The following is a 19,997-nucleotide window of genomic DNA, read 5'->3' on the forward strand; positions in this document are numbered from 1 at the left end:
TGCATATGGACCTACCGATGGTACCAACCATCGGCTAATTTTCCATCCGTGCCGATGCAGATTTTTTCGATGTCCGTTTGTGGAGCCCCCATGCCGAATACTGCCACTGCCCTTGCACCCGATCTCGCCACGCAGTCGCTTGCCGAAGCGGTACGCGCGCTGACGCCGTACATGGTGGAAACCCTGAGCGGCTTCGTTGCCGCGAAGAGCCCGTCGGGCGCCGAACAGCCGGCGGTGGACTTTCTTGAGGGCGCGCTGCGCGACCTCGGCCTCACGTCCGAGCACATCATGCTCAACACGGCGCAACTGAAAGACCTGCCGCTGTTCTCCACACCATGTTGTCCCGATGGCGGCCGCTACAACCTGCTGGCCACCCATCGTCCGCGCGAACGCGGGGGCCGCTCGGTGCTGTTCAATGGCCATCTCGACGTGGTGCCGACCGGGCCCGATGCGATGTGGGCCGAATCGCCATTCAAGGCGTATGTCGAAGATGGCTGGCTGTTCGGCCGCGGCGCTGGCGACATGAAGGCTGGCATCGTGTGCGCGCTGGCCGCGTTCAAGGCGCTCAAGAACCTCGGCGTGCAGCCCGCGGGCAATGTCGGATTCAATGCCGTGCTGGAAGAAGAAAGCACCGGAAACGGCGCGCTGGCCACGGTGGCGGCACTGCGCAACGCGGTGGGCGCGGGCAAGCTTGCGTCGTTCGATACGGTGCTGATCCCCGAGCCGCTTGGCGAGTCGCTGATGACGGCGCAAATGGGCGTGTTCTGGATGTTCGTCGACCTGACGGGACGCCCCGCGCACGCTGCGTACATGACCACGGGCGTGAATCCGGTGGAAGCCGGCATCGCCGTGATGGCGGACCTGCGCGAGTTGGAAGCCGAGTGGAACCTGCCGCGCAATCGCCCGGCCGCGTATCGGGAACACGCGCATCCGATCAACTTCAATCTTGGCCAGATCCACGGCGGCGAATGGAATTCGTCGGTGCCCTGCACATGCACGCTGGGCATCCGCATCGGCTTCTATCCGCATATGGATGTGAACGAGGCCAAGGCCATCGTCGCCCAGCGCGTGCGCGATACCCTGGCGCGGCTGGGCAGCACGCTGCAGTTGGAGATTCGCTACGAAGGGTTCCACGCGCCGGGCTGCGAGTTCGATCTCGACAACGCGCCGATGCGCGCGCTGGCCGAGGCGCATCGCAAAGTGCACGGCAGTGAGGTGGCACGCACGGCCACTACCGCCACCACCGACGCGCGGCACTTCCGCATCACGCTCGATACGCCGGTCACGTGCTACGGCCCCGAGGCGCGCAATATCCACGGCATCGACGAATCGGTGTCGATCGACAGCATGGTGCGCGTCACCACTACGTTTGCGCAGTTTTTGGTCGACTGGTGCGGCGTGGAGCCGGCCGTGGACTGACGGCCGCCTGACGTGCAACCGCGGCGCCATCGCGCGCCGTTGATTTTCCCTCGTTGTAAGCAACCCCCGGACAACGTGCGCCGCACGCTGCCCGATGACCCTGCCTGTCCCAAAAAAAAGGAAACGACCGATGAAATGCATCACTGCCAGCGTCCAGTCACGCATCAGGGGGAGCCTGGTGTCGATGGCTTTCGTTGCCGCGGCCGGCCTGATGGCCGGCGCCGCGCTTGCCCAGACCACCGGCGGCACACTGTCCGGCATCGTGCAGCCGGAACCGCCGATCCTGGTCAGCGCGCTCAATTCGCAAGCCCCCACGCAGTACATCGCCGGCAAGATCTACCAGGGCCTGCTGACCTACGGCCCCGATCTGAAGCCGCGTCCGGAACTGGCCAAGTCGTGGAAGATCTCGCCCGACGGCCTCACCTACACCTTCGAGCTGCAGCAGGGCGTGAAATGGCATGACGGCAAACCGTTCACGTCCGCCGACGTGGTGTTCTCGATCGACAAGATGCTGCGCGAAGTGCATGTGCGCACCCGCGCGGTCATCAACAAATACATGGCGTCGATCCGCGCGGTCAACGACAGTACGGTCGAGATCAAGCTGAAGGAGCCGTTTCCGCCGTTCATCTCGATGTTCGAGACCGGCACCATGCCCATGATGCCCAAGCACATCTACGACGGCACCGACTACCGCAACAACCCCGCCAACCAGAAGCCGGTGGGCACGGGCCCGTTCGTGTTCAAGGAATGGAAGAAGGGCGCGTACATCAAGCTCGCCAAGAATCCGAACTACTGGAAAAAGGGCCAGCCGTACCTGGACGAACTGGTCTTCTACGTGATTCCCGATTCGGCGTCGCGTGCCGTGGCGTTCGAGAAGGGCGACGTGCAGGTGCTGCGCGGCGGCGACGTGGACAACGTCGACGTCAAGCGTCTGCGTGCGCTGCCCAACGTGGAATACACCACCAAGGGCTGGGAGATGTTCGCGCCCATGGCCAGCCTGTTGCTGAACCAGCGCAAGCCGCCGTTCAACAACGTGCAGGTGCGCCAGGCCGTGATGCATGCGCTGAACCGCAAGCTGATTGTCGACAACATTTTCTTCGGCATGGGCAAGCCCGCGGTCAGCCCGTTCTCGTCGAGCACGCTGTTCTTCGACAAGAACATGCCGACGTTCGATTTCAGCATCAAGAAGGCGCGCGACGAGATCAAGGCGTCCGGCGTGGACGTGGGCAAGTACCCGGTCAAGATCCTGTCGACGTCGTACGGCGCCAACTGGGATCGCCTGGACGAGTACATCAAGCAGATGCTCGAGCAGCTCGGTTTCAAGGTCAGCATCGATTCGGCCGATGCCGGCACGTGGTCGGCGCGCGTGGGCAACTGGGACTTCGACATGACCGTGACGTACACGTACCAGTATGGTGATCCGGCGCTGGGCGTGGAGCGCCTGTACGTAACGCGCAACATGGTCAAGGGCACGCCGTTCGCCAATGTGCAGGGCTACAGCAACCCCACCGCGGACGACCTGTGGGCCAAAGCCGGCGCCACCATGGATGGCGCCGAGCGCCAGAAGCTCTACAGCGAGCTGCAGAAGATCCTGGTGAACGACGTGGCCAACGCCAACCTGTTCGAGATCGAGTTTCCGACGCTGTATCGCAAGAACGTCAAGAACCTGGTGACCACGGCCATTGGCCTGAACGAGTCGTTCGACAACGTTTCGATCGAGAAGAACTGATCGACGCCGGTATCGCGCGCTGGCGGACTGCCGCCGGCGCGCCGTGCCACAAGGTCATGGTTGTGCGGAGGTGATCGTGAGTTTTCTGTCTTTCCTGATGTCCCGGCTGGCCAAGGCGCTGGTGGTGGTGATCGGCGTGGTGGTCATCAATTTCTTCCTGATCCGCATGGCGCCCGGCGATCCGGCCACCGTCATGGCAGGCGAGGCCGGCGCTGGCGACGCGGCGTACGTGACGCAGCTGCGCGAGCAGTTCGGGCTCGACAAGCCCGTGCTCACGCAGCTGGGCATCTATCTCAAGGGCGTGGCCACGCTGGATCTGGGCTACTCGTACCGCAACCATCTGCCCGTGCTGGACCTGATTCTCGATCGGCTGCCTGCCACGTTCCTGCTGATGAGCGGCGCGTTCGTGTTCTCGATCGCGATGGGCGTGCTGCTGGGCGTGATCTCCGCGCGAACCCGCTACGAGAACCGGCGGCGATGGATCGACAGCGCGGTGATGTCCGGTGCGCTGCTGCTCTATGCGACGCCGCTGTTCTGGTTGTCGCTGATGGCCATCATCCTGTTCTCGGTCGTGCTGGGCTGGCTGCCGGCCTTCGGCATGGAAACGGTCGGCGCCAACCTGACCGGCATGGCGCGCGCCAAGGATATCGCGCTGCATTTGGTCCTGCCGACGATCTCGCTCGGCTGCTTCTTCATGGCCGTGTATGTGCGGCTGACGCGCGCGTCGATGTTGGAGGTGATGGGCATGGACTTCGTCAAGACCGCGCGTGCCAAGGGCGTGCCGGCGCGTCGCGTGATCCGCGTGCATGTGCTGCGCAATGCGCTGCTGCCGGTGATCACGTTTGCGGGCATCCAGCTGGGCCAGATGGCTGGCGGCGCGGTGCTGACCGAGACCGTGTTCTCGTGGCCCGGCATCGGCCGGTTGATGTTCGACGCGCTGCTGCAGCGCGACTACCAATTGCTGCTGGGCATCTTCTTCGTGACGTCGGCGCTGGTGGTGTTTTTCAACCTGGTAACCGACGTGATCTATCGCTTCATCGACCCCCGCATCGCCATCGGCGGCAAGGAGGCCACTGCATGAAATCGTTCGTCAAACGCTATTGCCGCAATTACGGCGCGGTGATCGGCCTGCTGCTGCTCGCCGCCGTGGTGGCGGTGTCGTTCGTGGCGCCGCTGCTGTACGAGGAATCGCCGTGGCTGATGGTGGCCGATCCGCTGATGAAGCCGTTTGCCGACATGGCTTACCCGTTCGGCACCGACATGCTCGGGCGCGACATCACGGCCGGGCTGCTGTACGGCGCGCGCGTGTCGCTGCTGGTCGGCGTGATCTCGACGGCCGTGGCGCTGGTGCTGGGCGTCATGGTGGGCGCCGTGGCCGGCTATTGCGGCGGCCGCATCGACGACGCGCTGATGCGCCTGACCGAGTTCTTCCAGACCATTCCCCAACTGGCGATGGCCGTGGTGATCGTGGCCATCTTCAATCCTTCGATTTATTCGATCGTCGGCGCGATCTCGGTGGTGTCGTGGCCGCCCGTGGCGCGGCTGGTGCGCGGCGAATTCCTGTCGCTCAAACAGCGCGAATTCGTGCAGGCCGCCGTGGTGATCGGGCAGCGTCCGCTGCGCATCATCGTCACGCAGATCCTGCCCAACGCGATGTCGCCCATCATCGTCTCGGCATCGTTCATGGTCGCCACGGCAATCCTGACCGAATCGGCGCTGTCGTTCCTGGGCCTGGGCGATCGCAACATGATGAGCTGGGGCTTCATGATCGGCGCGGCGCGCACGATGATCCGCGAGGCGTGGTGGATGAGCGTGTGGCCCGGCGTGGCCATTCTGCTGACCGTGCTGGCCATCAACCTGATCGGCGAAGGGCTCAACGACGCCCTGAACCCGCAACTGCGCCGCCGTGGCGAGTAAGGAGCGCTCCCATGACGCAAACCAGCCATTCCCCGCAATCGCCCCAGCCGCTGCTGTCGATCCGCAACCTGTCGATCGCGCTGCCGCGCGGCGGCGACCGTCCGCACGCCGTGCGCGATATCTCCTATGACCTGCACGCGGGCGAGATCCTGTGCATCGTGGGCGAATCGGGCTCGGGCAAGTCGATGAGCGCCAACGCCATCATGGGCCTTCTGCCCACCTACCTGAAGCCTGAGTCGGGCCAGATCCTGTTCCAGGGGCGCGACCTGTTGGCGCTCGACGAGTCCGCCTTGCTCGGCATGCGCGGCAAGGACATGGCGATGGTGTTCCAGGAGCCGCTGTCGGCGCTGAACCCGGTGATGACCGTGGGCGACCAGATCGCCGAGGTCATGCGCGTGCATCGCGCCTATCCGGGCGATGCGTGTCGGCGCCGCGTGCTGGACCTGCTGGAATTCGTTGGCCTGCCTGATCCCGCCACCCTGGTGCACAGCTATCCATTCCGTTTGTCGGGCGGACAGCGCCAGCGCGTGGTCATCGCCATGGCCCTGGCGCTGGAGCCGAAGCTGCTGATCGCCGACGAACCGACCACCGCGCTGGACGTGACCACACAGGCCCAGATTCTGCGGCTGATCCGCCGTATCCAGGCGGAGAAGGGCATGGGCGTAATGTTCGTCACCCACGATTTTGGCGTGGTGGCCGAGATTGCAGATCGCGTGGCCGTGATGGAAAAGGGCGAACTGGTGGAGATTGGCGCGGCACGCCAGGTGCTCGAACATCCGCAGCATCCGTACACGCGCCGGCTGATCAGCGCCGTGCCGCACGGCCGCGCCAGGGACGCCGGCCACGATGCCGGCGCCACCGTGCTCAAGGTGCGCAACCTGCGCAAGACCTACGTGTCGGGCGGCGGGCTGTTTTCAAAAAAACGCGTGACGCACGCGGTGGACGACGTGTCGTTCCAGGTGTGCCGCGGCCAGACGCTGGGCATCGTCGGCGAGTCGGGCTCGGGCAAGTCCACCATCGGCAAATGCCTGCTGCGGCTGACCGGCGTCGATGGCGGCCAGATGCTGTTCGACGGCCAGGACATCGCGCGGCTGTCCGAGCGCCAGTTCCGACCGTTCCGGCGCGATGTGCAGATGATCTTCCAGGATCCGTTTGCATCGCTGAATCCACGCCACACGGTGGGCCGCATCATCACCGACGGCCCGGTCGCCAACGGCGTGCCGCTGGACGATGCACGCAAGCGCGCGCGAGAACTGCTGCAACTGGTGGGGCTGGAGCCTTCGGCGTTCGATCGCTATCCGAACCAGTTCTCGGGTGGGCAGCGCCAGCGCATCGGCATCGCGCGGGCACTCGCCCTGGAGCCCAAGCTGCTGGTCGCCGACGAATCGGTTTCCGCACTCGACGTTTCGGTTCAGGCCCAGGTGCTGCAACTGCTGGCCGACCTGCAGAAGAAGCTCGACATCGCGCTTATCTTTATCACGCACGACCTGCGCGTTGCCGCGCAGATCTGCCATCACATCATCGTCATGCATCGCGGCCGCGTGGTGGAGTCCGGTCCGCCCGCGCAGATTTTTGACGCCCCCGAACACGATTACACGCGCAGGCTGATCGACGCCATTCCGGGCAAGTCGTGGGACCCCACGCTGATCCGCGCCGCCGCCTGACGCCTTTGTCCCTGACGCATTCACTGGAGCCATACACATGAAGAACGCAGAACTGGTCCGCCGCAAGGACGCCGCCACCCCGCGCGGCGTGGGCGTGATGTGCAATTTCTACGCCGAACGCGCCGAGAACAGCGAGATCTGGGATGTCGAAGGCAAGCGCTATATCGACTTTGCCGCGGGCATCGCCGTGCTCAACACCGGCCATCGCCACCCGCGCCTGGTGGCCGCGCTGCAGGAACAACTGAACCGCTTCACGCATACCGCCTACCAGATCGTGCCGTACGCCAGCTATATCGAGCTGGCCGAGAAAATCAACCAGCGCGCACCGGGCCGCTCGGCGCGCAAGACGGCGTTTTTCACCACCGGCGCCGAAGCCGTCGAGAACGCCATCAAGATCGCGCGCGCCGCCACGGGACGGCCGGGCGTGATTGCCTTCTCGGGCGGTTTTCACGGCCGCACGATGATGGGCATGGCGCTGACTGGCAAGGTGGCGCCTTACAAGGTGGGCTTCGGCCCGTTCCCGGGAGAGGTCTATCACGCACCGTATCCGTCGGCGCTGCACGGCGTGAGCGTCGACGACGCGCGTCGCGCGCTCGATCATCTGTTCAAGGCCGATATCGATCCGCGCCGCGTGGCCGCGATGATCTTCGAGCCGGTGCAGGGCGAGGGCGGCTTCAATGTGGCGCCGCCGGAGTTCGTGCGCATGTTGCGCGCCATCTGCGACGAGCACGGCATTCTGCTGATCGCCGACGAAGTGCAGACTGGTTTTGGCCGCACCGGCAAGCTGTTTGCGATGGAGCACTACGACGTAGCGCCGGACCTGACCACCATGGCCAAGAGCCTGGCCGGCGGCATGCCGCTGTCGGCCGTGTGCGGCCGAGCCGAAATCATGGACGCGCCGTCGCCGGGCGGGCTGGGCGGCACCTATGCGGGCAATCCGCTGGCCGTGGCGTCGGCGCTGGCCGTGCTGGACGTGCTGGAGTCGGAGAACCTGATCGCCCGTGGCGCCGCGCTGGGCGAACGCCTGACGGAGCGGCTCAACAGTCTTAAGCCGCGCGTGCCGCAGATCGCCGAGGTGCGGGGCATCGGCGCGATGGTGGCCGTGGAATTCCGGCGCGCCGACGGCAGCCCCGACGCCGACTTCACGCGCGACGTGCAGAACCGCGCGCTGGAAAAGGGTTTGCTGCTGTTGTCGTGCGGCGTGTACGGCAACGTCATCCGCTTCCTGTTCCCGCTCACGATCGAGGACGCCGTGATGGACGAGGGCCTCGACATCCTCGCCGAAGTACTGACCCGCTGATCCGCCGACCAAGGACCAACCCATGACCCGACCGCAAGCCGTACCGACCGTCCAGGTCGACAACGATCGCGTGATCGTGACCGAATGGCGCTTCGCGAAGGGCGCCGAAACCGGACACCATCGCCATGGCCATGACTACGTGGTGGTGCCGATGACCACCGGCGCGCTGCTGCTGCAGACCCCGCAGGGCGAGGTCACCAGCCAGCTGGTGGCCGGCCAGGCATATTCGCGACCCGCCGGTGTCGAACACAACGTGATCAATGCGCACGATGGCGAATGCGTGTTCGTTGAAATCGAGATCAAGCGTGGAGGCCTCGCATGAGTACGCTGCGCGAGCGCAACGGCGGCCAGATCCTGGTCGACCAACTGCGAATCCACGGCGCGCGGCGCGTATTCCTGGTGCCCGGCGAAAGCTATCTGCCCTGCATCGACGCGCTCAATGAGCACCGCGACGCCATCGCGCCGATCGTCTGCCGCCAGGAAAGCGGCGCGGGCTACATGGCCGAGGCCTACGGCAAGCTGACTGGCGAGCCCGGCGTGTGCTTCGTCACGCGCGGCCCCGGCGCCACCAATGCCAGCATCGCTGTGCATACCGCGTTCCAGGACTCCACGCCGATGATCCTGTTCGTCGGCCAGGTCGGCAACGATTTCTACGAGCGCGAGGCGTTCCAGGAAATCGATTACCGGCGCATGTTCGGCCAGATGGCGAAGTGGGTGGCGCAGATCGATCGCACCGATCGCATTCCGGAATTCATCGCGCGCGCCTATGCGGTGGCCACCAGCGGACGGCCGGGGCCGGTGGTGCTGGCATTGCCCGAGGACACGTTGTGGGGGCGGGCCAGCGTGCCCGACATGCCGCGCTACCAACGCGCGTACGGCGCGCCCACGCCGGCGTCGATCGATCGGCTGGGCACGATGCTGGCCGGCGCGCAGCGGCCGTTCCTGTTGGTGGGCGGATCGGGCTGGACGCCCACCGCGCTGCGGCAGATCGAGGGGTTTGCCGAACGGTTCGCGCTGCCGGTCGGCGTGGCATGGCGTCGGCTTGAATGCTTCGACAACGACCATCCCAACTTTGCCGGACATGTGGGCTGGGGCATGACCGACGCGCTGCGCCAGCGCATCCGCGATGCCGATCTGGTGATCGCCGTGGGCACGCGCATGGGCGAGGCGACGACCGAGGGCTACACGCTGATCGAAAGTCCGCTACCCAAACAGCAACTGGTGCATGTGTACCCCGACCCCGACGAGCTGGGCCGCGTGTTTCGCGCGACGCTGCCGATCGCGGCCGACGTGGTGTCGTTCGCGGCGGCCGTCGCGCAACTGTCGCCCGCCACGGCGCCGGCGCGCGCGGCGGTGGCCGGGGCGCACGCCAGTTTCCGCGCCGGGCAGGCGCCCCAGGCAGCGCCGGGCGCGTTGAACCTGAACCGCGTGGCATGCCACGTGCGCGACCACGTGCCGGCCGATGCGTGCGTCACGGTCGGCGCCGGCAACTACGCGCTGTTTGCGCATACCTATCACCGCTTTCACGGCGTGGGCACCAGCCTGGCGCCAACCGTCGGATCGATGGGGTACGGGCTGCCCGCCGCGATTTCCGCCAAGCTCGAGCGGCCCGATCGCACGGTGGTCTGCTACGCGGGCGATGGCTGCTTCCAGATGAATCTGCAGGAGCTGGGCGTGGCCATGCAGTACCGGCTCGGCATCGTGATCCTCGTGTTCAACAACGGCATGTGGGGCACGATCCGCGCCCACCAGGAACGCGAGTTTCCGGGCCGCACGATTGCGCTGACCTTCGACAATCCTGCATTCAGCGAGCTGATCCGCGCGTATCGCGGGCATGGCGAGGTGGTCGACAACGATGAGGCATTCGGTCCCGCCTTTGCGCGCGCACTGGAGTTTGCCGCGCGCGAAAACCTCCCGGCGCTGATCGAGCTGCGCTACGAACCCGATGGCATCGCGCCCGGCGTGACGCTGTCAGGCATCCGCGCGGCCGCGCTGGCGCGGCAATCGCACTGACCGGCCCATCCACCAGAACCTTTTCGTGAATCCCACAATGCGCGCCTTCTTTTCGGATGACCAGTTGCTGCACCAGCCTCGGCAGTTCATGCGCGCAGGCCGGCTGTGCGAGCCGACCGATGTGCCGGCTCGCGCCGCCGCGCTTCAGCGGGCGCTCGATGCCCGCGGTATCGAGCTTGCCACGCCCCCGGACTACGGCCGTGCGCCGCTGGAAACCGTGCACAGTCCGGCCTACCTCGATTTCCTTTCCACTGCGCACGTGCGCTGGATGGCCATGGCGTCGCCCACGCTGGACCCAGGTATCGAGGTGCTGCCCAATCTCTCGCCGTACTACAACGGCCGGGTCGACAAGACGCGGCGCGGGCCTTGTCCGTCCGGCAGCGTGATTGCCGAAGCTGGCTATTACCTGGGCGACCTGAGCTGCCCGCTGGGACCGGACAGCTGGCGCTCGATCCTGCGCTCGGCGCATAGCGCGGTGGCCGCGGCGCGGCATGTCTGCGCGCCGCACGACGGCAACGGCATGGCCTATGCGTTGTGCCGGCCGTCAGGTCATCACGCACATGCCGACCGGGCTAGCGGATTCTGCTACGTCAACAACTCGGCCATTGCCGCACAGACGCTGCTGGAGCGCTTCGACAAGGTAGCGGTGCTGGACGTCGACGCCCATCACGGCGACGGCACGCAGCAAATTTTCTATCAACGCTCGGACGTGATGACGATTTCGCTGCATGCCGATCCGGGCGCGTATTACCCGTTCTATACCGGCTATGCCACGGAGCGTGGCCACGGCGCGGGTTACGGCTACAACCTCAATTTTCCGCTGCCGCACGGCACGGCCGATGCGGGTTTTCTATCCGCGCTGGACAGTGCGCTCGATGCGCTGCGCGACTACCGCCCGCAGGCGCTGGTGCTTGCGCTCGGTTTCGACACCTACCGCCATGATCCGATCAGCGTGCTGCAGGTGGGCATCGATGCGTATCGCAGCATTGGCGAACGCATCCACGCGCTGGGCGTGCCAACCGTGGTGGTGCAGGAGGGCGGCTATGAGGTCGACGCCATCGGCATGGCGCTGGAATCGTTCCTGGCTGGCTTCGCGCCGGCCATCGCATGAACATCGGGAGCAAGCGATGACGACTTTGCATATCGACGGCAAGCGGCTGTGGCAGTCGCTGATGGATCTGGCCGCGATCGGCGCGACGCCGAAGGGCGGCAACGCGCGGCTCGCGCTGACCGCACTCGACGGCCAGGGCCGCGACCTGGTGACCGGTTGGATGCGCGATGCGGGCCTGACGGTGACCGTGGACCGCGTCGGCAATATCTTCGGCCGCCGCGCCGGCCGCGATGACAGCCTGCCGCCGGTGATGACCGGCAGCCATATCGACACCCAGCCCACCGGCGGCAAGTTCGACGGCTGCTTCGGCGTGCTGGCCGGGCTGGAAGTGATGCGCACGCTGAACGATCACGGCGTGCGGACCGAGGCGCCGCTGGAACTGGCGATCTGGACCAACGAGGAAGGCACGCGGTTTGTGCCGGTGATGATGGGCTCCGGCGTGTTTGCCGGCGTCTTTCCGCTGGAGGTGGCGCTGAACGCTGTCGACACGGCCGGCAAGCGCGTCGACGACGAACTCCGCGCGATCGGCTACGCGGGCGATCTGCCCGTGGGCGGCCGTCCGGTCGGCGCGTATTTCGAAGCCCATATCGAGCAGGGCCCGATCCTGGAAGCCGAGGACAACGTGATCGGCGTGGTGACGGGATCGTTGGGGCTGCGCTGGTACGACGTGACCGTGACCGGCATGGAGGCGCACGCCGGGCCGACGCCGATGCCGCTGCGCCGCGATGCGCTGTATGGCGCCACGCACCTGATGCAGGAAGTCGTCCGCATCGCTCACGACTTTGCGCCCCATGGCCGCGGCACGGTGGGCGTGGTCAACGTGCATCCGGCGTCGCGCAACGTGATTCCGGGCAGCGTCACCTTCACGGTCGATCTGCGCCATCAGGACGCGCAGCAGTTGCAGGCGATGGACAGGCGTTTTCGCGACGCTTGTGCAGCGCTGGCGGAGGGCGCCACCACGGGTGCCGCGCTCGACGTAAAGATCGTCGATGTGCAGTACTTCGCGCCGACGCCTTTCGCGCCGGAACTGGTTGCGCATGTACGCAGCGAGGCCCGCGCCCGCGGCTACAGCCATCAGGACATCGTGACTGGCGCGGGTCATGACGCGGTGTATATCGCCGGCGTAGCCCCGACGGCGATGATCTTCGTGCCGTGCAAGGACGGGATCAGCCATAACGAAGTGGAAGACGCCAGGCCCGAACACCTGGAAGCCGGCGCCAACGTACTGCTGGGCGCGATGCTGGCGCAAGCGGGCAAGGAGCACGAATGAGCGAGGCACTGGGCACCCTGCGCGACTGGCAGGTAAAGGCCGCCGCACTAGAGATCGGTGCGCAGGCGTATATCGACGGGCAATGGACGGACGCCGCCGATGGCGCGACATTCGACTGCATCAACCCGGCCACCGGCGCGCTGCTGGCGCGCGTACCGGCTTGCGGTGCGGCGGATGTGGACCGCGCCGTGGCCGCCGCGCGACGCGCCTTCGATGCCGGTACGTGGCGCGACATGCCGCGCCGCGAGCGCAAGGCGGTCCTGCTGCGGCTGGCCGCGCTGATCGACACGCATCGCGATGAACTGGCGCTGCTGGAAACGCTCGACATGGGCAAGCCCATCGCCGACACGATGCTCTACGATATCCCCGAGGCGGCGCGCACCTACGCCTGGTACGCGGAGAGCATCGACAAGGTCTATGACGAGATCGCGCCGACCGACAGCAACGTGCTGGCAACCATCACGCGCGAGCCGGTTGGCGTGGTGGCCGCCGTGGTGCCGTGGAACTATCCGCTGCTGATGGCAAGCTGGAAAGTGGCTCCCGCGCTGGCTGCGGGCAACAGCGTGGTGCTCAAGCCGGCCGAGCAATCGCCGCTGACGGCGATCCGCCTTGCCGCGCTGGCCGAACAGGCGGGCGTGCCGCGGGGCGTGTTCAACGTGGTGCCGGGGCTGGGCGCCGATGCGGGACAGGCGCTTGGGCGCCATGCCGATGTCGATTGCCTGGCCTTTACTGGGTCGACCGCCACCGGCAAGCGTTTCATGGAATACAGCGGGCAGTCCAACCTGAAGCGGGTCTGGCTTGAGTGCGGCGGCAAGTCGCCGCATATCGTGTTCGACGACTGCCCGGACGTTGAGCGCGCCGCGCTGGCCGCCGCCATCGGCATTTTCAACAACCAGGGCGAGATCTGTATCGCCGGATCGCGTCTGTACGTGCAGCGCGGCATCTACGAAGCCTTCCTGACGCGCCTGCAGGCGCATGCCGCCGCCATGCAGCCGGGAGATCCGCTCGATCCGGCCTCGGCCATGGGCGCGATCGTCGATGGGCGCCAGTTCGATCGCGTGATGTCGTATATCGAGGCGGGCCGCAGGGAAGGTGCGACGCTGCGCGCGGGCGGACAGGCTGCCCGTGGCGGCAGCGGCGGCTGGTTCGTGCAGCCGACGATCTTCGAATGCCCGTCGCAGGCGCTGACCATTGTGCGCGAGGAAATCTTCGGACCAGTGCTGGCCGTGACCGTGTTCGACACCGAGGACGAGGTGGTGCGCATGGCCAACGATTCGCCGTATGGCCTCGGGGCGGGCTTATGGACGTCCGACCTGTCGCGCGCGCACCGCGTATCGCGCAAGCTGCGCAGCGGGCTGGTGTGGGTCAACTGCTACATGGATGGCGATATCACCGTGCCGTTCGGCGGCGTCAAGCAATCGGGCTTTGGTCGCGACAAGTCGCTGCACGCGCTGGAAAAATACCAGGACCTGAAAACTACCTGGATCCGGCTCGGCAATTAGCCCGGCGGCAAGCGGCAAGCTCAGTGGTATCGGCTTTAGCCGGCTATCGGTGTCGGCGATTGCGGAAGGCGCCGCGCGGGGGGTAAGCTGCGGCTTGCCAACCGTAGCGGGGCGCGGCGTTGCCGGCCCCAAAAACCGCCACCGAAGCATGGACAAATTTTTCGCGCTGAAGACGTTCGTCGAAACCGTGGACGCCAAGGGTTTTTCGTCTGCGGCGCGCCGCATGGGGCTGGCCACGTCATCGGTGACGCGCGCGCTCGATGCCTTGGAAACTGAACTGGGCGCGGTCCTGTTGAACCGGTCCACGCGACAGGTGACGGTGACGGAAGCCGGGGCCAATTACTATCAGCATGCCCGCCGCATCCTCGAAGCGGTGGAGGAAGCCGATGCGCTGATCGCCGATCGCGGCGAGATGCCGGTTGGGCAGTTGCGTGTTTCGCTGCCGGTGGCATTCGGACGCTGCTGCGTGTCGCCTTACCTCGGCGACTGGATGGCCCGTTATCCGAAGCTGGAACTGGACGTGCAACTGACAGACGAGATCGTCGATCTCGTCGCGCAGCGAATCGATGTGTCGGTGCGGCTGGGCAGTGCATCGGCATACGATGACGTGATCGCGCGCGAGATCGGCCGCTTCCGCCGGCTGGTAGTTGCCAGCCCGTCCTATCTCGAACCACAACCCGCCGTGGCCGAGCCGGCCGATCTGGTCGATCATCGATGCCTGCGATTCAGCTTCGGCGGCCGCGAGCAGGTCTGGACATTTCGCCCGCCGGCGCCGGGCCACGATGCGCAAAAGGTGGTAGTGCCCGTCCAGGGCAGCCTGCGCAGCAACAACATCGAAGTGCTGCGCGACGCCGCGCTGTCGGGGCTTGGCATCGGCCTGCTGCCGGACTGGCTGGTAGCGGCCGATATCGCCGACGGCCGGCTGGTTGCGTTGCTGGACGCCTGGGAAGTCACCCCGAACCAGTCCTCGTCGTCCATTACGGCGCTTTATCTGCCCAGTCACCGTGGATCGCGGCGCGTGGCGGCGTTTCTCGATTTTCTCGGCACGCTGCCGGGCCCGACCGGGCTTCAGTCCCCACGCGGCTCGTAACGGCTTTGCCCCCTGCGCAACGCTGCGTTGCGCGCGGTTGCGATTCTCGCAACGTCGCCTGGGCCTTAACCTCCGTGCATCCCCTTACAGGAGTCCGGAGTCATGTCTTCCCAGTCCTCCCCCACGATTGCAGGCAGTGCAGCCGCGCCGATGTCCGCAGGTCTCGTCGCGCTGTTTTCCCTTAGCGCCGGCGTGCTGGTCGCCAATCTTTACTACGCGCAGCCGATCATCGAGCTCATTGCGCCGGCCATTGGCATGTCGCTCGAGCGCGCCAGCGTGATCGTGTCGCTGACCCAGATCGGCTACGCCATCGGGCTGTTCTTCCTTGTGCCGCTAGCCGATCTGCTCGAAAACCGCCGCCTGCTGGTCGTCAGCGGCGTGGCGGCCGCGGCCAGCCTGGCGAGCGCCGCGCTGGCTTCGCAACCCACGGTGTTCCTGCTCGTTTCGCTGCTGCTCGGGCTCAGTTCGGTCAGCGTGCAGATCCTGATACCGCTGGCGGCCCATCTGGCGCCAGAAGCGCTGCGCGGGCGCACCGTCGGCACCATCATGGGCGGCCTGCTGTCCGGCATTCTCCTGTCGCGCCCGTTGTCCAGCATGGCCGCGCAATGGCTGGGATGGCGCGGGGTGTTCGTCATCGCGGCAGTGATGACGCTGCTCACCGTGGGCATCATTGCAGCGACGCTGCCGCGCCGCGTGCCGCAACATCGCGCCACCTACGGCAGCCTGCTGGCCTCGCTGTGGCATCTGTTCGGCCGTTATTCGGTGCTGCGCCAGAGAGCGCTGTTGCAGGGCCTTCTGTTTGCCGCCTTTAGCCTTTTCTGGACAGCCGTGCCGCTGGAACTCGGCGGTCGCCTGGGGCTGTCGCAATCGCAGATCGGACTGTTTGCCCTGGTCGGCGCACTGGGCGCGGTGGCTGCGCCGATTGCCGGCCGCCTTGCCGATGCCGGACATAGCCGCCTCGCCTCGCTTGCCGCACTGATCGTGGCGGCCCTGAGCTTTCTTCCCGGGATGGCAGGCGGCAGCGTGGCGATCTTCGGTCTTGCGGCGACCGGCATCCTGCTCGACTTTGCCGTCCAGATGAATATGGTCCTGGGACAACGTGCGATCTATGCGCTCGACGCAGCGAGCCGCGGACGGCTGAACGCGCTCTATATGACGGCGATCTTCGTGGGCGGAGCAGTTGGGTCGGCGATGGCCAGCACGCTGTACATCCACTTCGGATGGACAGGCATCGTCGTCACCGGCGGCGGGCTCGCACTGCTCGCCCTTGCCGGGCTGCTCGTGACGTCGCGGCGCCAAGCGCTGCCATAAGCGCTGCCTTAAGCGCCGCCATAAGCGCTGCCGTAAGCGGGCAGCGCGCGGCACACCGGCCACGCTCGTGGGCGGTGCGCTTTCATTCGGCCGTCGGCGTCGACCTGCGCGTCGGCGCCGAGGCGGCTAATCCCACTCCAGCTCTGACACCAGCTCGGCGCAAACCACGCCGTCCACACGCATCTGATAGAGCTTGCGGTAGCAGACCGGGCAGGGCGCCCAGTCGCGTGCCTGGTTACCGGCCAGCGCGAAGCGCAATTCCCTGATCCGTACAGGCGCACCGCATCCGCACACGAGAATCTGGGTATGGTCGTCCATCGTCATCTCCCCCTTTGAGATCGCTTGCAGTGTGCGGTGGGATGCCAGTCCCGGAATTCCTTGGGTCGCCCCACACGCAGACTGCAGCTTGTTGGCAAAGCCCGACGTGAACCGTTATTGACGTCAAGCCTACTTCCCGATTTTGTATGTGTGTGCATTCTCAGACTGGGTCGATTCCTGTTGGAAGCAAACAATTCCGCGGACAAGGCTGCGCGCGTCGCGGCGACAGCCGCAGCGGCGGGCGCGATTGTCGATATCGCAAATGCTGGTAAATCATCCTAAGATCGCAAGTGTCGTAAAGATATCCGGGGATATCGATAAATCTCTTTCCCCGACAAACGCCACGATTGCAAGCGCCGGAAGCGTCAGGCGACGCCCACCAAGGACATTCAATGCCAAAGCTCAGGGATCTCCCGCTTCACGTCCATCTGTGGATGCTTTTCGGGAGCCTGGTGCTTGTGGTCGGGGCGCTGACCTGCGCCATCAACTTCGTCATGACCAAGCAGGCGCTGGAAACCGCCACTGCCGATGCCACGCGCCGCATCAGCCGCCACACGCTCGACGAGGTGGAGGAACTGATGAACCCGGCGCAGATGGCCGTCAAGCTCATCAGTCACAGCTCGCTTGCCGATGCGCGGTCCCTCGATCAGCGCCTGCAAAGGCTCGCGCTGATTCGCGACGCGCTCGAGACGTCCCCGATCCTGCAGTCGCTGTACCTCGGTTACGCCGATGGCAGCTTCTTCTACATGCGGCTGCTGCGCACCGACGCCGAACGCCGGCTGTTCAGGGCGCCGCAACCAGCGGCCTACGTCGTGCGCAGCGTCGATGCGGCGGCGACAGGCACCAAAGAACCAACGGGTCGGCTGATCTTCCTCGATGCGAGCCTGGCAGTGGTGGGGCAGGCCGACGACGCGGATTTCGCGAGCAAGTTCGACCCGCGGCAACGACCGTGGTACGTGCGGGCGATGGCGGCGGGCGGCCTGATCCGCACCGATCCCTATATGTTCTTTGCCGATCAGGACGCGGGCGCGACGCTGGCGGTGCCGGCCCAGGGCCGGCAGGCTGTGGTCGGCGGAGATTTCAGGCTCGATTCGCTCGGCCAGATGCTGGCGCGCGAAGAGACCACGCCGGGGTCGGTGCTTGCGCTGCTGGATGCAGGCGGCAAGGTCCTTGCGGTCGACCGGAAGCCGCCCGAATCCGACGCAGCGCCCGACGCGATCCAGCTTGACGTGCCGGCCTCGGCGGCCCGCTACCGTATCCCAATCCTGACGCACGTGGCCGCGGGTATCGCAAGGCTGGGCGCGAAGGCTTCGGCGGCCGCGACAGAGTCGGTTGACGGCAGGACCTGGTACACCCAGATCGACCGCGTGACGCCAAGCGACGGCGATCCGCTGTTCCTGGTGTCGGCCATCCCGCAAGCGGAACTGCTGAAAGATGCGCGGCAACGCGCGCTGGTGAGTCTGGCGGCAACGGCCCTGGTCATATTGCTGTCGATGCCGCTGATCTGGCTCGCGGCGCGGCGGATTTCGCATCCGCTGCAGAAGCTGGCCGAGGGCGTCGAGGCCATCCGCAGGTTCGATTTTTTTGATCCGGTCGCCGCGCGGTCGCGCATCAAGGAAGTCAATGCGCTGGCCGCGGCCACCGAGAGCATGCGGCAGACCATTCAGCGCTTTCTGGCGATCGCGACGGCAATCTCGGCCGAATCGCGGCTGGAAACCCTGTTGCCGCTGCTGTTGCGCAAGACGCTCGACGCCGCGGGTGGGCGCGCCGGCGTGCTTTACCTGGCCGATGATGACGCACTGAACACCGGGGCGGCGCTGGACCGGGCCGGCGAGGATGCGTCGGCCCGCGTGCCGCCGACCACCATCGAACAGGCCCCGCCGCTGGTCCGTTCCGCGGCGGTGTCGCTGGCGCCGCAGGCCGGCGCCATGCCGATCGACGCGCTGCGCGCCGCCGGCCTGGTGTGCGGCGACGCCAGCCATGCCGTGGCGATTCCGCTCGTCACGCGCCAGCAAGAGCTGCAGGGCGTGATTCTGTTGCTGCGCGACACCCCGATGGAAGCGGCCCAGCTTGCCTTCGTCAGGACGCTGTCGGGGCTGTGCGCGGGCGCCATCGAGGTGCGCGCGCTGACGGAGGCACAACGCGTGCTGTTCGATGCGTTCATCAAGTTGCTGGCCGGCGCCATCGACGCCAAGAGCCCGCATACCGGCGGCCATTGCGAACGTGTGCCGCATCTGGCAAAGATGCTGGCGGCCGCTGCTTGCGATGCCACCGAGGGCCCGTACAAGTCGTTCCAGATGACCGATACGCAAAAAGAGGCGCTGCATGTGGCCGCGTGGCTGCATGACTGCGGCAAGGTGACGACTCCCGAGTACATCATCGACAAGGCCACCAAGCTGGAAACGCTGCACGATCGCATCCACGAGATTCGCATGCGTTTTGAAGTGCTGAAGCGCGATGCGCAAATCGATTACCTGCGCGCAATTGCAGCGGGCGAAGACGAGCACGCCGCCAGGGCCCGGTGTGACCAGACATGCCAGGCGCTGGACGACGACTTCGCTTTTGTCGCCACCTGCAACCAGGGTGCGGAGTTCATGGACGCCGCGCACAAGGACCGCCTGCTGCAGGTGGCATCGCGCACTTGGCAACGCACGCTGGACGACCGGCTCGGCATCTCGCGCGAGGAACTGTCGCGCAAGGCGCGCGTGCCGGCGCAGCCGCTGCCCGCATGGGAGCCGCTGCTGGCGGACAAGGACGAACACATCATCGAGCGCACCGCACACGACACGATTCCTGCCGACAATCCGTGGGGTTTCAAGCTCGATACGCCGCGGCATCTCTACAACCGGGGCGAGCTGCACAACCTGATGGTGAGGCGCGGCACCCTGAGCACAGAGGAGCGCTTCAAGATCGAGGACCATATCGTGCAGACGCAGATCATGCTGTCGCTACTGCCGTTTCCCAAGGCGCTGCGGCAGGTGCCGGAAATCGCCGGCAGCCATCACGAGAAGATGGATGGCACCGGCTATCCGCGCCGGCTGCATCGCGAACAAATGAGTCCGCTGGCCAGAATGATGGCGATTGCCGATGTCTTCGAAGCGCTTACCGCGGCCGATCGGCCATACAAGCCGGCCAAGACGCTCTCGGAATCGGTCCGCATCATGGCAATGGCCCGCGACCAACACCATATCGATCCGGAATTGTTCGAGCTGTTTCTGACCTCCGGCGTGTATCTGCGCTATGCGCAGCGCTTCATGCGGCCGGAGCAGATCGATCACGTCGACATCACGCAATACCTCGGAGCGGATGCGCACAGCAACATCGCCTGAAGTGGCAGTCGTGGCGTTCCCGGC

The 19,997-nt window shown here is 66.0% G+C and carries 15 protein-coding genes; 14 read left to right on the top strand and 1 reads right to left on the bottom strand.

Annotated elements, in window-relative coordinates:
* The first annotated feature begins 90 nt into the window (after window positions 1-90).
* The 13 genes from AC1RKI_RS19530 to AC1RKI_RS19590 all read left to right on the top strand — a co-directional run bounded on the left by AC1RKI_RS19530 (window position 91) and on the right by AC1RKI_RS19590 (window position 16,326).
* Complete coding sequence (locus AC1RKI_RS19530) at window positions 91-1,419, top strand: ArgE/DapE family deacylase (RefSeq protein WP_492796682.1); 1,329 nt, start codon at window positions 91-93, stop codon at window positions 1,417-1,419.
* Between the two features lie 130 nt (window positions 1,420-1,549).
* Complete coding sequence (locus tag AC1RKI_RS19535) at window positions 1,550-3,148, top strand: ABC transporter substrate-binding protein (protein ID WP_061956877.1); 1,599 nt, start codon at window positions 1,550-1,552, stop codon at window positions 3,146-3,148.
* Window positions 3,149-3,224: 76 nt separating this feature from the next.
* Complete coding sequence (locus AC1RKI_RS19540; protein WP_061956926.1) at window positions 3,225-4,229, top strand: ABC transporter permease; 1,005 nt, start codon at window positions 3,225-3,227, stop codon at window positions 4,227-4,229.
* Complete coding sequence (locus tag AC1RKI_RS19545; RefSeq protein WP_061956878.1) at window positions 4,226-5,065, top strand: ABC transporter permease; 840 nt, start codon at window positions 4,226-4,228, stop codon at window positions 5,063-5,065. The genes AC1RKI_RS19540 and AC1RKI_RS19545 overlap by 4 nt, the downstream gene beginning before the upstream one ends.
* Before the next feature lie 11 nt (window positions 5,066-5,076).
* Entirely contained in the window at window positions 5,077-6,729 is a 1,653-nt protein-coding gene (locus AC1RKI_RS19550; protein WP_061956879.1) for an ABC transporter ATP-binding protein, read from the top strand.
* 37 nt (window positions 6,730-6,766) lie between these two features.
* Window positions 6,767-8,029, top strand: coding sequence for a 4-aminobutyrate--2-oxoglutarate transaminase (gabT, locus tag AC1RKI_RS19555; RefSeq protein WP_061956880.1), 1,263 nt, complete (start codon window positions 6,767-6,769; stop codon window positions 8,027-8,029).
* A 22-nt stretch (window positions 8,030-8,051) separates the two neighbouring features.
* Window positions 8,052-8,351: a cupin domain-containing protein gene (locus AC1RKI_RS19560; protein WP_061956881.1), complete on the top strand. Its 300-nt coding sequence runs from the start codon at window positions 8,052-8,054 to the stop codon at window positions 8,349-8,351.
* The gene (locus AC1RKI_RS19565) at window positions 8,348-10,042 is read left to right on the top strand and encodes a thiamine pyrophosphate-binding protein (RefSeq protein ID WP_492796687.1); all 1,695 of its coding nucleotides are present in this window, start codon (window positions 8,348-8,350) and stop codon (window positions 10,040-10,042) included. Before AC1RKI_RS19560 ends, AC1RKI_RS19565 begins: the two co-directional genes overlap by 4 nt.
* Window positions 10,043-10,079: 37 nt before the next feature.
* A complete protein-coding gene (locus AC1RKI_RS19570; RefSeq protein ID WP_061956883.1) occupies window positions 10,080-11,153 on the top strand; it encodes a histone deacetylase family protein in 1,074 nt (357 codons plus the stop codon).
* Between the two features lie 16 nt (window positions 11,154-11,169).
* Complete coding sequence (locus tag AC1RKI_RS19575; RefSeq protein ID WP_492796689.1) at window positions 11,170-12,423, top strand: Zn-dependent hydrolase; 1,254 nt, start codon at window positions 11,170-11,172, stop codon at window positions 12,421-12,423.
* A complete protein-coding gene (locus AC1RKI_RS19580; RefSeq protein WP_492796691.1) occupies window positions 12,420-13,925 on the top strand; it encodes an aldehyde dehydrogenase in 1,506 nt (501 codons plus the stop codon). Before AC1RKI_RS19575 ends, AC1RKI_RS19580 begins: the two co-directional genes overlap by 4 nt.
* 148 nt (window positions 13,926-14,073) lie before the next feature.
* Window positions 14,074-15,015, top strand: coding sequence for a LysR family transcriptional regulator (locus AC1RKI_RS19585; RefSeq protein WP_492796693.1), 942 nt, complete (start codon window positions 14,074-14,076; stop codon window positions 15,013-15,015).
* Between the two features lie 102 nt (window positions 15,016-15,117).
* Window positions 15,118-16,326 carry an MFS transporter gene (locus AC1RKI_RS19590; protein ID WP_492796695.1) on the top strand — a complete coding sequence of 403 codons (1,209 nt, stop codon included), beginning with the start codon at window positions 15,118-15,120 and terminating at the stop codon, window positions 16,324-16,326.
* A 126-nt stretch (window positions 16,327-16,452) separates the two neighbouring features.
* Here AC1RKI_RS19590 and AC1RKI_RS19595 read toward each other — a convergent pair whose 3' ends face one another.
* Window positions 16,453-16,644: a hypothetical protein gene (locus AC1RKI_RS19595; RefSeq protein ID WP_061956927.1), complete on the bottom strand. Its 192-nt coding sequence runs from the start codon at window positions 16,642-16,644 to the stop codon at window positions 16,453-16,455.
* 392 nt (window positions 16,645-17,036) lie between these two features.
* On the opposite strand from AC1RKI_RS19595, the gene AC1RKI_RS19600 reads away from it, so the two are divergent.
* Window positions 17,037-19,973 (top strand): HD domain-containing phosphohydrolase, encoded by a 2,937-nt coding sequence (locus tag AC1RKI_RS19600; RefSeq protein WP_492796697.1) that lies wholly within the window; start codon window positions 17,037-17,039, stop codon window positions 19,971-19,973.
* Window positions 19,974-19,997 lie beyond the last annotated feature (24 nt).

The sequence above is a fragment of the Cupriavidus sp. GW822-FHT06G04 genome (assembly GCF_058799075.1).

Bases quoted from the DNA above. Each gene is read 5' to 3' on its own strand.
- AC1RKI_RS19550 (WP_061956879.1), top strand. From the start codon at position 5,077: ATGACGCAAACCAGCCATTCCCCGCAATCGCCCCAGCCGCTGCTGTCG.
- AC1RKI_RS19585 (WP_492796693.1), top strand. From the start codon at position 14,074: ATGGACAAATTTTTCGCGCTGAAGACGTTCGTCGAAACCGTGGACGCC.
- AC1RKI_RS19570 (WP_061956883.1), top strand. From the start codon at position 10,080: ATGCGCGCCTTCTTTTCGGATGACCAGTTGCTGCACCAGCCTCGGCAG.
- AC1RKI_RS19565 (WP_492796687.1), top strand. From the start codon at position 8,348: ATGAGTACGCTGCGCGAGCGCAACGGCGGCCAGATCCTGGTCGACCAA.
- AC1RKI_RS19560 (WP_061956881.1), top strand. From the start codon at position 8,052: ATGACCCGACCGCAAGCCGTACCGACCGTCCAGGTCGACAACGATCGC.
- AC1RKI_RS19575 (WP_492796689.1), top strand. From the start codon at position 11,170: ATGACGACTTTGCATATCGACGGCAAGCGGCTGTGGCAGTCGCTGATG.
- AC1RKI_RS19530 (WP_492796682.1), top strand. From the start codon at position 91: ATGCCGAATACTGCCACTGCCCTTGCACCCGATCTCGCCACGCAGTCG.
- AC1RKI_RS19580 (WP_492796691.1), top strand. From the start codon at position 12,420: ATGAGCGAGGCACTGGGCACCCTGCGCGACTGGCAGGTAAAGGCCGCC.
- AC1RKI_RS19545 (WP_061956878.1), top strand. From the start codon at position 4,226: ATGAAATCGTTCGTCAAACGCTATTGCCGCAATTACGGCGCGGTGATC.
- AC1RKI_RS19590 (WP_492796695.1), top strand. From the start codon at position 15,118: ATGTCTTCCCAGTCCTCCCCCACGATTGCAGGCAGTGCAGCCGCGCCG.
- gabT (WP_061956880.1), top strand. From the start codon at position 6,767: ATGAAGAACGCAGAACTGGTCCGCCGCAAGGACGCCGCCACCCCGCGC.
- AC1RKI_RS19600 (WP_492796697.1), top strand. From the start codon at position 17,037: ATGCCAAAGCTCAGGGATCTCCCGCTTCACGTCCATCTGTGGATGCTT.
- AC1RKI_RS19595 (WP_061956927.1), bottom strand. From the start codon at position 16,644: ATGGACGACCATACCCAGATTCTCGTGTGCGGATGCGGTGCGCCTGTA.
- AC1RKI_RS19535 (WP_061956877.1), top strand. From the start codon at position 1,550: ATGAAATGCATCACTGCCAGCGTCCAGTCACGCATCAGGGGGAGCCTG.